Source organism: Cupriavidus nantongensis (assembly GCF_001598055.1).
Taxonomy (GTDB): domain Bacteria; phylum Pseudomonadota; class Gammaproteobacteria; order Burkholderiales; family Burkholderiaceae; genus Cupriavidus; species Cupriavidus nantongensis.
In genome coordinates this window covers 2,688,099-2,701,742 of the sequence record NZ_CP014844.1, presented here as the reverse complement: position 1 = coordinate 2,701,742, position 13,644 = coordinate 2,688,099, and the positions used below count along the sequence as shown (strand labels likewise).

Annotated in this window: 11 protein-coding genes; 6 read left to right on the top strand and 5 right to left on the bottom strand. The window is 69.4% G+C overall.

Annotated features, from left to right (window positions below):
- Nucleotides 1–6: 6 nt before the first annotated feature.
- Complete coding sequence (locus A2G96_RS12385; protein WP_062799573.1) at nt 7–555, bottom strand: phage tail protein; 549 nt, start codon at nt 553–555, stop codon at nt 7–9.
- A 456-nt stretch (nt 556–1,011) separates the two neighbouring features.
- Between A2G96_RS12385 and A2G96_RS12380 the strand changes: the two genes are divergently transcribed.
- Nucleotides 1,012–5,127: a putative Ig domain-containing protein gene (locus A2G96_RS12380; protein ID WP_062799571.1), complete on the top strand. Its 4,116-nt coding sequence runs from the start codon at nt 1,012–1,014 to the stop codon at nt 5,125–5,127.
- Between the two features lie 57 nt (nt 5,128–5,184).
- Here A2G96_RS12380 and A2G96_RS12375 read toward each other — a convergent pair whose 3' ends face one another.
- Entirely contained in the window at nt 5,185–5,664 is a 480-nt protein-coding gene (locus tag A2G96_RS12375) for a hypothetical protein (RefSeq protein ID WP_231909558.1), read from the bottom strand.
- Nucleotides 5,665–5,918: 254 nt separating this feature from the next.
- Between A2G96_RS12375 and A2G96_RS12370 the strand changes: the two genes are divergently transcribed.
- Together A2G96_RS12370 and A2G96_RS12365 are read left to right on the top strand one after the other, a co-directional pair.
- Nucleotides 5,919–7,346 carry a homospermidine synthase gene (locus tag A2G96_RS12370; protein WP_062799567.1) on the top strand — a complete coding sequence of 476 codons (1,428 nt, stop codon included), beginning with the start codon at nt 5,919–5,921 and terminating at the stop codon, nt 7,344–7,346.
- Nucleotides 7,347–7,378: 32 nt separating this feature from the next.
- On the top strand, nt 7,379–8,689 hold the full coding sequence (locus tag A2G96_RS12365; RefSeq protein ID WP_062799562.1) for an NAD(P)/FAD-dependent oxidoreductase: 1,311 nt from the start codon (nt 7,379–7,381) through the stop codon (nt 8,687–8,689).
- Nucleotides 8,690–8,701: 12 nt separating this feature from the next.
- Here the strand turns inward: A2G96_RS12365 and A2G96_RS12360 are convergent, their stop codons facing one another.
- Together A2G96_RS12360 and A2G96_RS12355 are read right to left on the bottom strand one after the other, a co-directional pair.
- A complete protein-coding gene (locus tag A2G96_RS12360; RefSeq protein WP_062799560.1) occupies nt 8,702–9,142 on the bottom strand; it encodes a DUF2231 domain-containing protein in 441 nt (146 codons plus the stop codon).
- A gap of 94 nt (nt 9,143–9,236) precedes the next feature.
- Nucleotides 9,237–10,766, bottom strand: a complete 1,530-nt coding sequence (locus A2G96_RS12355) for an FAD-dependent oxidoreductase (protein ID WP_062799557.1) — start codon at nt 10,764–10,766, stop codon at nt 9,237–9,239.
- A gap of 184 nt (nt 10,767–10,950) precedes the next feature.
- Here A2G96_RS12355 and A2G96_RS12350 point away from each other — a divergent pair, with 184 nt between their 5' ends.
- A complete protein-coding gene (locus tag A2G96_RS12350; RefSeq protein ID WP_062799555.1) occupies nt 10,951–11,580 on the top strand; it encodes a DUF2239 family protein in 630 nt (209 codons plus the stop codon).
- Between the two features lie 9 nt (nt 11,581–11,589).
- Here the strand turns inward: A2G96_RS12350 and A2G96_RS12345 are convergent, their stop codons facing one another.
- Entirely contained in the window at nt 11,590–11,991 is a 402-nt protein-coding gene (locus A2G96_RS12345; RefSeq protein WP_062799553.1) for a hypothetical protein, read from the bottom strand.
- A 385-nt stretch (nt 11,992–12,376) separates the two neighbouring features.
- On the opposite strand from A2G96_RS12345, the gene queE reads away from it, so the two are divergent.
- Together queE and A2G96_RS12335 are read left to right on the top strand one after the other, a co-directional pair.
- Nucleotides 12,377–13,012, top strand: a complete 636-nt coding sequence (queE, locus tag A2G96_RS12340) for a 7-carboxy-7-deazaguanine synthase (RefSeq protein WP_062799551.1) — start codon at nt 12,377–12,379, stop codon at nt 13,010–13,012.
- 145 nt (nt 13,013–13,157) lie between these two features.
- Nucleotides 13,158–13,634, top strand: coding sequence for a 6-pyruvoyl trahydropterin synthase family protein (locus A2G96_RS12335; RefSeq protein ID WP_018005632.1), 477 nt, complete (start codon nt 13,158–13,160; stop codon nt 13,632–13,634).
- Nucleotides 13,635–13,644 lie beyond the last annotated feature (10 nt).

The window sequence follows — 13,644 nt, the reverse complement described above, 5'->3', positions numbered from 1 at the left end:
GTCTCCTCAACCCCGGCTCGGGTAGATGCCGGCCAGCGAAATGATGTAGTTCAGCACCAGCGACGGCTGCATGTTGTCGTGCGGCTGCCCGCCGCCGGTGCTGCCGCAGGCCTCGTCCAGCCATGGCGTGAGCGAGTCAGGCGTGCCGTACAACAGCTCGCCCGGGCCCGAGATCGACGGATCGTTGGGGTTGTAGAGGTTGCTGGCCGCCAGCATGCGGTCTTGCGATATGCCGACATTCAGCGCCGTCGCCGGGCTGGAAGAGACGTTGAACGGATGGGTGTGGGCTGGCACCTGCGCGGTGGTCAGCGTGACCGCCTCGACCCCCGCCATCTGGCCCTGTGCGATGCCGTCGGGATCGCGGTGCATCGGCGTGCGGCCGCGCAGGTCGGGCAAGGCGAAATTGGTGGTGCCGTTGCCGCCGTATTGAGTGCCGAGCAGGCTGAACAGCGCCTGGTTCTGCGCGATGGGCAACAAGGCGCCGTCGCACAGCGCCCAGCCCTTCGGCGCAAACGCGAACGCGCACAGCCGGATTTCCCCCAGATACTGGTCCAAGATCTGCCTCCCCGGTTGAACAACACCCAAAAGATGCGGCGCGTCCCTGCCAACGGCGTCGCAACAACACTGATTTAATTAAATTTGATATCTCGTATCAAATTTGATCAATTACGTATTGATCGATTTGACGTATTTTCTGCACCGGGCCGCGTCACTATTGCGGCCCGTTCCGCAGCCCATCCCGCGCGATTCACAGACAGACCGAAGTGTTGGCGATGCCGGCGGAAAGTCAACAAAAATAACAACGCCAGTCCCGAGACGCGCCCGGCCAAGCATCGGCGCGCCGCGCTCGACGACGGCAATGGCTGCCCGCCGCAAGCCGCGGGTGTCGGGAGAAATCGGGTGTCAGGACAAGCCAGGGGTTGCGCCGGCGCTGAGCGCGCGGGGCGGACGGTGGGGGCCGTCGTACGAGTCCATCGGTGGTGGCGGGGCTGGCGTTGCGGGTTCGGATCGGTGCTGGTGGCACTGTGTCTGGGTTTGCTGCTGGGGGCGCCGGCGCCGGCATTTGCCGTCTCGTGCACGCTGAACATCGCCGCCACGTCCAACCAGCAGAAGGTCTATGCCTTCACCGCCGCGGATTACACCGCCTGCGATCCGAACCAGTTCGGCATCGCCTATGACGCCATCGGCAACGGCAACTACGGCGCATCCACTCAGTCGACGCCAACTGCCCAGGGCGGCACGCTCCATGTCTACAACGGCAACCTGCCGAACGGACAGAACGAGAACGGCTTTGTCTACACGCCGCCCGCCGGTTTCATCGGCACCGACAGCGCTGTCTTCTATACCAGCGACAATGGCGCGAGCTGGTCGCCCGCCGGGACGGTGTACTTCAACGTCGCGGCCGGCCCGCCGACCGTGACCGGCGTGACGCCTTCGTCCGGCCCGGCCAGCGGCGGCACCGCCGTGACCGTTACCGGCACAAACTTTGGCGGCGTGACCGCGGTCAGGTTCGGCGCCGCGGCCGCATCGTTCGTGGTCAACAGCCCGACCTCGCTGAGCGCCACCGCGCCGGCGGGCGCCGCTGGCACCGTCGACGTGACCGTGACCACTGCCGGCGGCACCAGCGCCATCAGCGCCGCCGGCCGGTTCAACTATGTCTCGGCGCCCCCGGTGGCCAACAACGTCAGCGCCACCGTGGCGTATGGCAGCGCCGGCAACCCCATCACGCTGAACCTCACCGGCGGCGCGGCCGCCAGCGTCAGCGTGGCGTCGCCGCCCGGCCACGGCACGGCGATCGCCAGCGGTACGTCGATCACCTATACGCCGATCTCGTCCTACGCCGGACCGGACAGCTTCACCTATACGGCCACCAACGCTTCCGGCACGTCCGCCCCCGCCACCGTGACGATTACGGTGACGAACCCGAATCTCATCTACGCGCCGGCATCGCCGCCGCCGGGCTCGGTGGGCGGGGCCTACAGCCACTCGCTCGCGGCTGCCACGGGCGGAACGGGGCCGTACACCTATGCGGTGGCGTCGGGTTCGTTGCCGCCCGGCATGACGCTGTCTGCTTCGGGTTTGCTGGTGGGGACGCCGACGGCTGGCGGCACCTTCAACTTCACCGTGCGAGCCACTGACAGCAGCACGGGAACCGGGCCGTTCAGCGTCACCAGCGGCATGCTGTCGCTGGTGCTGGGCGGGGCCGCGATGAGCCTGTCGCCGGCGCCCGGCGTGCTGAGCGCGGCGGCAGGCACGCCGTTCAGCCAGGCCTTCACCGCGAGCGGCGGCACCGGCCCGTATTCCTACTCGATCACGGTCAATGGCGGCACCATGCCGTCCGGGCTGGCGTTCAACAGCGCGAGCGGCGTGCTGTCCGGTACGCCGCGCACGGCGGGCACCGTGTCGTTCACCATCCAGGCCAACGACAGCAGCACGGGAACGGGGCCGTACAGCGTGGCCGGCGCCTATACGCTGACCATCGCCGCGCCAACGGTCACGCTGGCACCCGCGACGCTGGCCAATCCCGCGCTGGGCGTCGCGTACAGCCAGAGCGTGACGGCGACCGGCGGCACCGCGCCCTACACCTACAGCCTGGTCGCGGGCGCCTTGCCGCCCGGCCTGACGCTGAACAGCAGTACCGGCGCTATTGCCGGTACCGCGGTGGCCGGCGGCACCTACAACTTCGCCGTCCAGGCGACCGACAGCCAGGGCTTTACGGGAAGCCGCGCGTACAGCCTTGCGATCGGCGCGCCGACCATCGTCATCAATCCGGCCACGCTGCCGCAGGCGACCGTCGCCGCGGCCTACCGCCAGGTCCTTACAGCCGCCAGCGGCACGGCGCCGTACACGTTCGCGGTCTCGGCGGGCGCCTTGCCCGCCGGCATGTCGCTGTCGCCGGCCGGCGTGCTGTCGGGCACGCCGACCGGCGGCGGCACCTACAACTTCACCGTGCGCGCCACCGATAGCAGCACCGGCACCGGCCCCTATGTCGGCAGCCAGGCCTACACGCTGACCGTGAGCGCGCCGGCGCTGAGCCTGTCGCCCGCGTCGCTGCCGGCGCCGGTGACAGGGGTGGCGTACAGCCAGGCGTTTACGGCGGGCGGCGGCACCGCGCCCTACACCTTTGCCGTGGCGGCCGGAACCCTGCCGGCCGGGCTGTCGCTGAACCCGTCCACCGGTGTGCTCAGCGGTACGCCGCCGACGGCCGGCACGCATACCTTCACGGTGCGCGTGACCGACAGCAGCACCGGCACCGGCGCCCCGTACAGCATCAGCCGTGTCTATACGCTGGCGACGGGGCAGGGCATGCCTTCGGCGCCGCCGGTGGCGGTGACCACGCTGTCGAATGCGCCGGTGACGATCCATGCCGCCGCCAACGCCGCCAACGGTCCCTTCTCCGGCGTCAATATCGTCACGCCACCGGGCAGCGGCAGCGCCGTGGTGAACGGACTGGACATCGTCTATACGCCGGTGCCGACCGCGTCGGGCCCGATCACGTTCACGTATGCGCTGGTCAACAGCGCGGGGACCTCGGCGCCGGTGCCGGTGACCGTCACGGTCAATGCGGTGCCGGTGCCGGTGGCGCAGAAGCAGGTGTCGACGCTGGCGGGCCGGCCCGTCGATGTCGACGTGACCGAGGGTGCCAGCGGCGGGCCGTTTACCGGCGCCGCGATCGTATCGGTGGTGCCCGCCGAGGCCGGCACCGCCACCGTCGCCGGCGCCGCGCCGAAGACGCCGGCCGCCGACAGCAAGCAGCCCGCCGCCACCGCCTACACCGTTAACTTCGTCCCGGCGGCGACATTCGCCGGCACCGCGGTGGTGACCTATACGCTCAGCAATGCCGTGGCGACGTCGTCGCCGGCGCTGATCCAGGTGGCCGTGGCGGCGCGCCGGGATCCGTCCACCGACCCTGACGTGGTGGGGCTGGTCAATGCCCAGATCCAGGCGGCGCGGCGCTTCGCCACCGCGCAGATCGCCAACTACAACCAGCGCCTGGAGGCGCTGCACGGCAAGGGCAGGGCGCCGTCAGGCAACCAGATCTCGGTGGTGATGCCGCGCGCCCAGGCGGACCCGGAGCGCTGCCAGGCGGTCGAAGGCTTCGCCGCGCGCGATGCCTGCCTGCGCGGCACGGCCTCGGCAGGCCAGCGCGGACGCGGGCCCGACCCCGCGACCGGCTCCCGTGCCGCGCGCGCGACCGGCGAGCCCGGCGCTGGCACCGGCAACGCCCCGGACCTGCCCGGCGGCGCTGACCCCGGCAGCGGCGCCGACGCGGCTGGCGCGGACGACACCGACGACGCGCGCCTGGCGTTCTGGACCGCGGGCACCGTCGATTTCGGCTTCGCCAATGCGGGCACGCAGCGCTCGGGCTTCCGCTTCACCACGGGTGGCGTGACCGCCGGGGCCGACTATCGCTTCTCCGACCAGCTCACGCTCGGCATCGGCTTCGGCTATGGCCGCGACAGCACCGACATCGGCTCGGCCGGCACGCGCAGCACGGCGGACAGTTTCAGCGCCGCGCTGTACGGCAGCTACCGGCCGCAGCCGTCGCTGTTTATCGACGGCGTCGCCGGCTACGGCTCGCTCAGTTTCGATTCGCGCCGCTGGGTGGGCGACGAAAGCGCGTTCGCCTACGGCAAGCGCGACGGACACCAGATCTTTGCCTCGCTGTCGGCGGGATACGAGTATCGGAGCGAGGCCTGGCTGGTCTCGCCGTACGGACGGCTCTCGGTGTCCGACAGCACGCTCGATCCGTTCACCGAGACCGGCGCCGGCTTCAGCGCGCTGAAGTATTTCGGCCAGACCGTGACCACGGTGTCCGGCACGCTCGGGCTGCGCACGGAATACGCCACCTCGACGCGATGGGGGCTGTTCCTGCCGTTCGCGCGGCTGGAGTACCAGCATGATTTCAGCGGCCAGAGCGGGGCCGGGCTGGCGTACGCGGACCTTGCCGGCACCGGCCCTGCTTACACGGTGGTCAACGCGCCATACGGGCGCGACCGCCTGCAGCTGGGGCTGGGCGGCAAGCTGCGCACGCGCTCGATGACGTTTGGACTCGACTACAACGTGATGGTCGGCATGGGCGGGCTGCAGCAGGGCGTGCGGCTGACGTTCGCGGCGCCGTTCTAGACGGCGGCGCCGCGCCCGTGCTGCTGTCCCGTCAGTTGGCGCGCTCAGTCAGCGCGCTCAGCGGCCCATGCCGGTTCCAGGCGCACCACCCGACGGCCCGGTCGTGCCGGTACCGCCCGTGCCCGTGCTCGGCGCGTCCATTCCGCCGCTACGCGTGGTTCCCGACCCGGTCACGGACGGTGAGCCGGTCGAGCCGGATGGCGCGGCCACGCCCGATGCCCCCGCCGCGCGGCCGGCGCCCGCGTCGGTGCCGTGCCGCTTGCCGGCCGACGAGCGCGAGCTGCCGTGCGTGTCGCCACTGGCAGCCTTGCCGCCGCCATCGGTCATGCTGGTGCCGGTGCCGGGCGTACCCGGGCTGCCCGGCGTGCCGGTCGTTCCCGACGGGCCCGTGCCGGCGCTGCCGCCGCCGGAACTGCCGCCCGAGCCGCCGCCAGCACCGCCAGCACCGCCAGCACCGCCGGCGCCCTGCGCCACTGCCGCACCGCTTGCCAGCGCCGTGCAGGCAAGCCACGCCATCATCCATGTCCGAGCTTTCATCGTCGTCTCCTTGCATTGGAAGCACGGTAGCCGCAAGGGGCGTTCCAGCCCGGCGCGCATGCTGGCGCGCACACGGTTGCAAGGTTTGCCGGTGTGGGCCGGCAATAGTTACCTGAGGCCACATCGGCCCGCGTGCGCGGCAGTGGCGCGCGGTATATCGCTGCGCCTGCGGCGACTCCCGGGCACGGGCATACCGATTGCTTATGAGAGATAGAAGTCATCTCCGCAACGGCGGGGTTTCTCTGGAGCCTGCGATGGACGCCCCGGCAACCACGTTCAAGAAATTCGGCGGATTTGGCGGCCGCATGCTGGTCGTCGGTTTCGGCAGCATCGCGCGTTCCGCGTTGCCGGTGCTGCTGCGCCATCTCGACATCACGCCGGGGCAGATCACCGTGATCTGTCCGGCGGGCAACGATCTCTCGGTTGCACAGGGTTATGGCATCCGCGTGGTGACCAAGGCGCTGACCGAAGAGAACTACAAGCAGGTGCTGCAGGACCTCGTCGGCGCGGGCGACTTCGTGCTGAACCTGTCGGTCAATGTCTCGAGCGAGGCGCTGGTGCGCTACTGCTGGGAGCACGGCGCGCTGTACCTGGATACCTCGATCGAGCCATGGGCGGGCGGTGCCACGGACCCGGCCGCGCCGCTGTCACGCCGCAGCAACTATGCGCTGCGCGAAGGCGTGCTGGCGTTCCGCCTCGACAAGCGCGACGGCCCCACCGCGATCCTGACCCAGGGCGCCAACCCCGGGCTGGTGTCGGCACTGGTCAAGCAGGCGCTGGTCAATATCGCGGCGGACAACGACGTCGACCATGAAGCGCCGGCCAGCTTCGAGGACTGGGCGGCACTGGCGCGGCAGCTGGAGATCCGCGTCATCCATATCGCCGAGCAGGACACGCAGGTGGGCGACCGGCGCAAGGCGGCCAACGAGTTCGTCAATACGTGGTCGGTCGACGCGTTTATCGAGGAAGGGATGCAGCCGGCGGAGCTGGGCTGGGGCACGCACGAGCGGCACTGGCCCGCGGATGCGAAGCGGCACGGGTTCGGCTCGGATGCGGCGGTGTACCTGACGCGTCCGGGATTCGGCACGCGCGTGCGCAGCTGGACGCCGCTGGGCGGCCCTTACCACGGCTACCTGATCACGCACGGCGAATCGATTTCGATTGCCGACCACCTGACCCTGCGCGACAGCGGCGAAGTCGTCTACCGGCCGACCGTGCACTATGCCTACCGTCCCTGCGACGACGCGCTGCTGTCGATCGACGAACTGATGGGCAACGGCGGGCGCAAGCAGGACCACCAGCGCATCCTGCGCGACGACATCGTCGCCGGTATGGACGAGCTCGGGGTATTGCTGATGGGCAATGCGCGCGGCGTCTACTGGTACGGCTCCAGGCTGACCACGGACCAGGCCCGGCAACTGGTGGAGCACAACACCGCTACCAGCCTGCAGGTGGTCGCCGGCATCCTGGGCGGCGTGGTGTGGGCGCTGGAGCATCCGCGCGCGGGCGTGGTCGAGCCCGACGACCTGGATTACGAGACCGTGCTGCGCGTCGCGCGGCCCTACCTGGGCGAGCTGGTCGGCGTCTATGGCGACTGGACGCCGCTGAGGCAGCACTCGCCGCTGTATCCGGAAGCGGGCGACGAAGACCCCTGGCAGTTCGTCAACGTGCGCGTGCCGTAGGTACGGGCCAGGCGCAACCGGAGCCGAAGGCGATGTCGGGGCTGCTGCAAAAAGAACTGGGCGTGATCGAAAACTCGTACTACGAGGCGAGCGTCGCGCGGCCGGCGCCGAGCCCGCCGCTGCAGGGACGCACGGAGGCCGAGGTGTGCGTGGTGGGCGGCGGCTATGCCGGGCTGTCGTGCGCGCTGGAACTGGCCGCGCGTGGCTTCCACGTTGCGCTGCTCGAGGCGCAGCGGATCGGCTGGGGCGCTTCCGGGCGCAATGGCGGCCAGGCCATCGTCGGCTTCGGCGCCGAGGGCGAGGGCGCGATCGAGCGCCAGTGCCCGGCCGAGGTCGCGCAGGCGGCCTGGAATGCATCGGTCGAGGGCATGCGCCTGCTCGAGCAGCGCATCGCCACCTACGGCATCGCCTGCGACCACGTGCGCGGCTACATGACGCTGGCGCCGAGGGCGCACAAGGTCGACGGCCTGCGCCGCTGGGTGCGCCATATGCGCGAGCGCTATGACTATCCGCTCGAATGGGTCGAGCGCCCGCACCTTGGCCGCCATGTCGCCAGCGACCGCTTTGTCGCCGGGGCGTATGACCCGCACTCGGGCCACCTGCATCCGCTCAAGTACTGCCTGGGGCTGGGCGCTGCGGCGCGGCGGCAGGGTGTCGAGGTGTACGAGAATTCCGCCGCCTATCGCGTCGAGCGCGACCACGCGCCGGTGGTGAAGACGGCCGAGGGCGAAGTGCGGTGCCGGCAGGTGGTGCTGGCGGGCAACGTCTACCTGGGCGAGTTCGGCGATCACCTGGCGCCGGAAATCGCGGCGCGCATCATGCCGGTGGGCACGTACATGATCGCGACCGAGCCGATGGATGCGCAACGTGCCGCCGCGCTGATGCCGAGCCGGGTCGCGGTATCCGACAACAACCTGATCGTCGACTATTTCCGTCTCAGCGCCGACAACCGCCTGCTGTTCGGTGCCGGCGAGACCTTCAGCGCGCGCCCGCCCGGTAACCTGGTGCAGCGCATCCGCGCGCGCATGCTGCAGGTGTTTCCGCAGACCGCGGACCTGAATATCGATTATTCCTGGGGCGGGTTTGTGGACATCACCATGAACCGGGCGCCCGACCTGGGCCGCATCGGCAGCAACCTCTACTATGCGCAGGGGTTCTCCGGCCACGGGCTGTCATTTGCCGGCATGGCCGGCAAGCTGATCGCCGACGCGATGTGCGGCGATGCGTCGAGATTCGATGTCTTTACCCGCATCCGGCATCACCGCTTCCCGGGCGGCGCGCTGTTCAGGACCCCCGCGCTGGTGCTGGGGATGTGGTACTACAAGCTGCGCGACCTGCTGTAAGGCGTTGCCGCGTCACCGCAGCGGTGCCGGCGGCGTCTGCACGCCCACGCCATGGACATGCACCATCTTGCCGCCCAGCCAGCCGGACACCGCCAGCAGGCCGATGGCGAGCGCCGACAGCACGATCGCGCCAACGCCGGCCCCACGCATGCGCCACCAGGCGTTGATCACATAGAGCACGACCACGGTCAGGTTGATGCCCATGTGCAGCAGCGCAATGCGGCGGATGCCGCTGGGCAGCGACAGCAGGTCGATCAGGCCGGGCACGGCCGCGATCAGCGCGCCAATGATGCCGCCGACCATGGCATAGAGCGCCACCACCGGCCAGTTGGGACTGTCGCCGCCGAAATAGCGGATCAGGTCGCAGGCAAAGGAAAAGATCCACAAGCCGATGGGGATGGTGATCAGCATCGGATGGATCGGGTGCTTGGCAATGCTGGCGGGAGTAAGCATGGCGACTCCTTTGACGTTCAGGGCGCATTCACGCCCTCGCGTTCGCCGCGCCATCGCAACGCCATTGCAGCGCCGGCGCGGCGTGCCTCCCCGTTCAATGATGGCGCTGGTCGTCCCGTGTCACGTCGACGGGTTCCAGGCCACCTTTCGCCGGACCATGCAGCACCGAGCCATCGACGCCGAAGCGCGAGCCATGGCAAGGGCAATCGAAGGATTGCTCCAGGCTGTTCCACTGGACCAGGCATTTCAGGTGCGGACAGGTGGCGTCGAAGGTGTGCAGGCCGCCATCCGCATCGCGGAACGCGGCCACGTGGCGGCCGCCGGCCTTGACCACATGCCCCGCGCCCGGGGCGATCGCATCGAGCGCGACGCCGTCGTCCTTGCCGAGCCAGTCGACGTACTGGGCCACCACATTGGCGTTCTCGCGCGCGTACTCGACCACCGCCGTCACCGACTTGCGCGACGGGTCGTAGAGATCGGCCCAGTCATTGGTGCGGTCGGTGATCTGGTCGCGGACCAGCATGCCGGCAATCGCGCCGTGGGTCATGCCGTTGCCGGAATCGCCGGTGACGACATAAACGTTGGTATCACCGGGGTTGCGGCCGATAAAGGCGACCCCGTCGACCGGCTCCATCACCTGGCCCGACCATGCGAACACGGGCTCGTCGACCACCGGGAAGCGCTGGCGGGTCCAGTCGACCAGCCTGGCGAAGCGCTGCCCGGCATCGTCGGCCTGGCCGACCTTGTGGTCTTCGCCGCCGCTGATCAGCAGCTGGTAGCCGTCGTCGAGGTCGCCGGCGATGCGTACGTAATGGTAGGGATCGAGCGTGTCCCAGAACTGGCACAGCGGCATGCTGCCGCGCGGCACCTTCATGCCCACCACGAAGGTCCGGTACGCGGCCTGCTTGGTATGGATGGCAAAGCGGTCGATAAACGGCGTATTGGTGGCGACGATAACGCTGCCGGCCTCGATGCGCGCGCCGCTGGCAGTGCGCACCGTGGCGGGCCGGCCGTCTTCGACCTCCATGGCGCGGGTCTTGCCGTAAATCTTGCCGCCGCGGCGCTGGATCGCTTCGACCAGGCCGCCCAGGTACTTCAGCGGATGGAGCTGCCCTTGCCGCGGGAACCGCAGCGCCGAGCGCAGCGTGACCTTGCCGGTCGGCACGTCGCTGACCCGCTCGACGTCGTCCAGGCCGGCGCGGTGCGCGGCATCCAGTTCCTTGGACAGCAGGTCCTCGCCCTCGGACGATTCGGCAAAGAGAAAGCCGTCGACACGCCGGAAGTCGCAGTCGATGGCCTCGGCAGCGCAGATCGACTCCATCCGCGACACTGCCGCCGCGTGGCTCTGGGCCACCTGCCGTGCCGCCTGGTGCCCGAGGTGGCGCTCGATGTAGAAGAAATAATCGTCGAAGGCCGTCATCAGGTGCGCGGTGGTCCGGCCGGTCTCGCCCGCGCCAGGCCCGTCCGCATCGATCACGATCACCGCTTGTCCGGCGGCGGCCAGTTCATAGGCGACCGACAGGCCGGCGATGCCCGCGCCGATCACGCAGGCGTCGCAGCGCGCGTCGCCGTCCAGGGGCGGGCTGGAAAGGGTAGTCCCGGCTGCCCAGTATGAAATCGTCATGCCGCCCGACCTCCGCTTGTTCTTGCCTATGTCTCAGTGATAGGTCAGTGATGCCGGCGCAGGTATCGGGCGCGGTCCTACACCCGGATGACAGGATCGACATAAATCACCCGGGTAATATTGACTTCTTATTTTATCCGGGTAATATTTGGCGATGTTCCTGTTTCTCTTTCGCCGACCTGCCATGACCGCGCCGACGCCTCATCACTTCACCACCTTCGACGGCCACCGCCGTATCGCCTCGGGTCCGCTGCCGGACAACGCGCTGGCGCTAAGACGCGCCCTGGACCACGGCGCGGCCGGGCCGGTGCTGGTATTCGACGACAGCACCGGCCGCTCGATCGACCTGGATACCAGCGGCACCGAACATGAGATCGTCGAACGCTCGGCCGTGCGCGCGGCGCAACTGGCCACGCTGCAGCCGGCGGCCGGAGAGGGCGGCGAGGGGGACGATGCCCCGGAAGCGGCCGAACCGCGCGGCCGGGGCCGGCCAAAGCTCGGCGTGGTGTCGCGCGAGGTGACGCTGCTGCCGCGCCACTGGGAATGGCTGGCCGCGCAGCCGGGCGGCGCGTCGGTGGCGCTGCGCAAGCTGGTCGAGCAGGCCCGCCGCGATCACGCCGGCAGGGACCGCAGCCGCGCCGCCAGCGAGCGTGCGTATCACTTCATGGTGGCGATTGCCGGCGACCTGGCCGGCTTCGAGGAGGCGAGCCGGGCGCTGTTCGCCAACGACCTGGAAGGGTTCGCCCGGCAGATTGCGGACTGGCCGTCGGATGTGCGCGAACACGCGCTGCGGCTGGCCGACAGCAACGGCTGAGCGGCGCGCTCAGGTCCCGCCGAGCAGGTCGTGCGCATCGACGATCGCGTAGGCGATCTCCGGATGCGCCTCCATGCTGCGCCGGATCGCGGACGGGATCGACTGGCGGATCTTGCGGCACAGGCCGGGCTGCTCCAGCACCTGGATGCTGATGCCGCGCACGGTGCGCACGCCGCGCGCGCTGGGCGTGATGCTCAGCACGATGCCGAGCTGGGCCTGCATCAGGCCCTCCATCCGCTGCAGCTCGGCCAGGCTGGTCAGGTTCTCGAGCCGTTCGACCAGCCGCTTTTCCTCGGCGCGCGTCAGGCGCAGCACGCGCAGGTCGGCATCGGGGTCGCTCAGCAGCGCTTCGCGCCCGCAGATGCAGGCACCGGGCGGGCATTCCGTGCGGAGAGGAAACGGCGCGTTCATGTGGGCGCGGGCTGGGCAGGATTGCAGGATTGCGGGGGCGGTGGCTGGCTATGTTAAATCAGGATGACGGCCAGCGGCGGCCAAGCGGAAACCCAGGGGCCTCTGGTATACTTGCGGCACGTCCGGCCCCGTGCCGGGCGCAGCCTGCGACAGGCCAGGCAGCCCCGGACAGCCCAGAACTGCACCACCCGGCAGCACCCGCGCTGCCAGCACAGCCGCCCCGATCGATACGTTTCGGTCCCCATCGAGGGCGCGACCGCGCGCCAGTGCGAGCACAGGGCGCGCGGCCCGGCTCCGGCCCTGCCCATCCTTTACTGAACCCCGGCCAGCAAGCGCTGCCGAACCGCTGCGAACCACCGTTTACGGTCCGAGAACGACCCCACGCATGACTTACGCCGTCAAGGAAATCTTCTATACGCTGCAGGGCGAAGGCGCCAACGCCGGCCGCGCCGCGGTGTTCTGCCGCTTTGCCGGCTGCAACCTGTGGAGCGGCCGCGAGCAGGACCGCGCCAGCGCGGTGTGCCAGTTCTGCGATACGGATTTCGTCGGCACCGATGGCACGCGCGGCGGCAAGTACCGCAGCGCCGAAGAACTGGCGGCGGTGGTCGCGTCGGAGTGGCCGCAGGGCGCCGGCGGCAAGCCGCTGGTGGTCTGCACCGGGGGCGAGCCGCTACTGCAGCTCGACGCGCCGCTGATCGACGCGCTGCACGCGCAGGGCTTCGAGATCGCGATCGAGACCAACGGCACCATCGCCGTGCCGCCTGGCATCGACTGGGTCTGCGTCAGCCCCAAGATGGGCTCGGAGCTGGTGGTCACGCGCGGCGACGAGCTGAAGGTGGTGATCCCGCAGCAAGGGCAGGACTTCGCCGCATACGAGAAGCTTGATTTCCGCCATTTCCTGGTGCAGGCCATGGACGGTCCGCTGGCGCGCGAAAATACCGCCGCCGCGGTGGCCTTCTGCCAGCGCCACCCGCAGTGGCGGCTGTCGCTGCAGACCCACAAGCTGCTGGGCATCCGCTGAGCGGTCGGGGCGGCCGCTCGCCCCGCGTGCGGCAGCGGGGCGTACAAGGCCATCACCACGCAGGCAATTCAGTCCACAATAGAGGCTTCGGACGCACGCGCGGCGTCCGCTTCAACGCAGGCCGCCGGCACCGGCGCCGGTACACATGAGCAAACAAGTTTCCATCACCCGCCGGCTGGAGTTCGACTCCGGCCACCGCATCCCCAATCACTGCGGGCAGTGCCGCAATATCCACGGCCACCGCTATCGACTGGACCTGACGTTGTCGGGCGAGGTGCTGCACCGCGAGGGCGCGTCGGATGACGGCATGATCCTGGATTTCGGCGACATCAAGGCGCTCGCTAACGAGCACCTGGTCAGCAAGTGGGACCACGCCTTCCTGATCTACCGCGGCGACACCGCGCTGCTGAACTTCCTGCAATCGATGGAAGGGCACAAGACCGTGGTGCTGGATGCGATCCCGACGGTCGAGAACCTGGCCCAGGTGGCGTTCGATATCCTGGCGCCGGTGTTCAAGGACTGCTTCGGCCACCAGCTGCAACTGACCAGGCTGGTGCTGTTCGAAACGCCCAACTGCTGGGCCGAGGTCAGCGCCCCGGCGCAGCTGCCCGCGCAGGACTGAGCCGGCGACG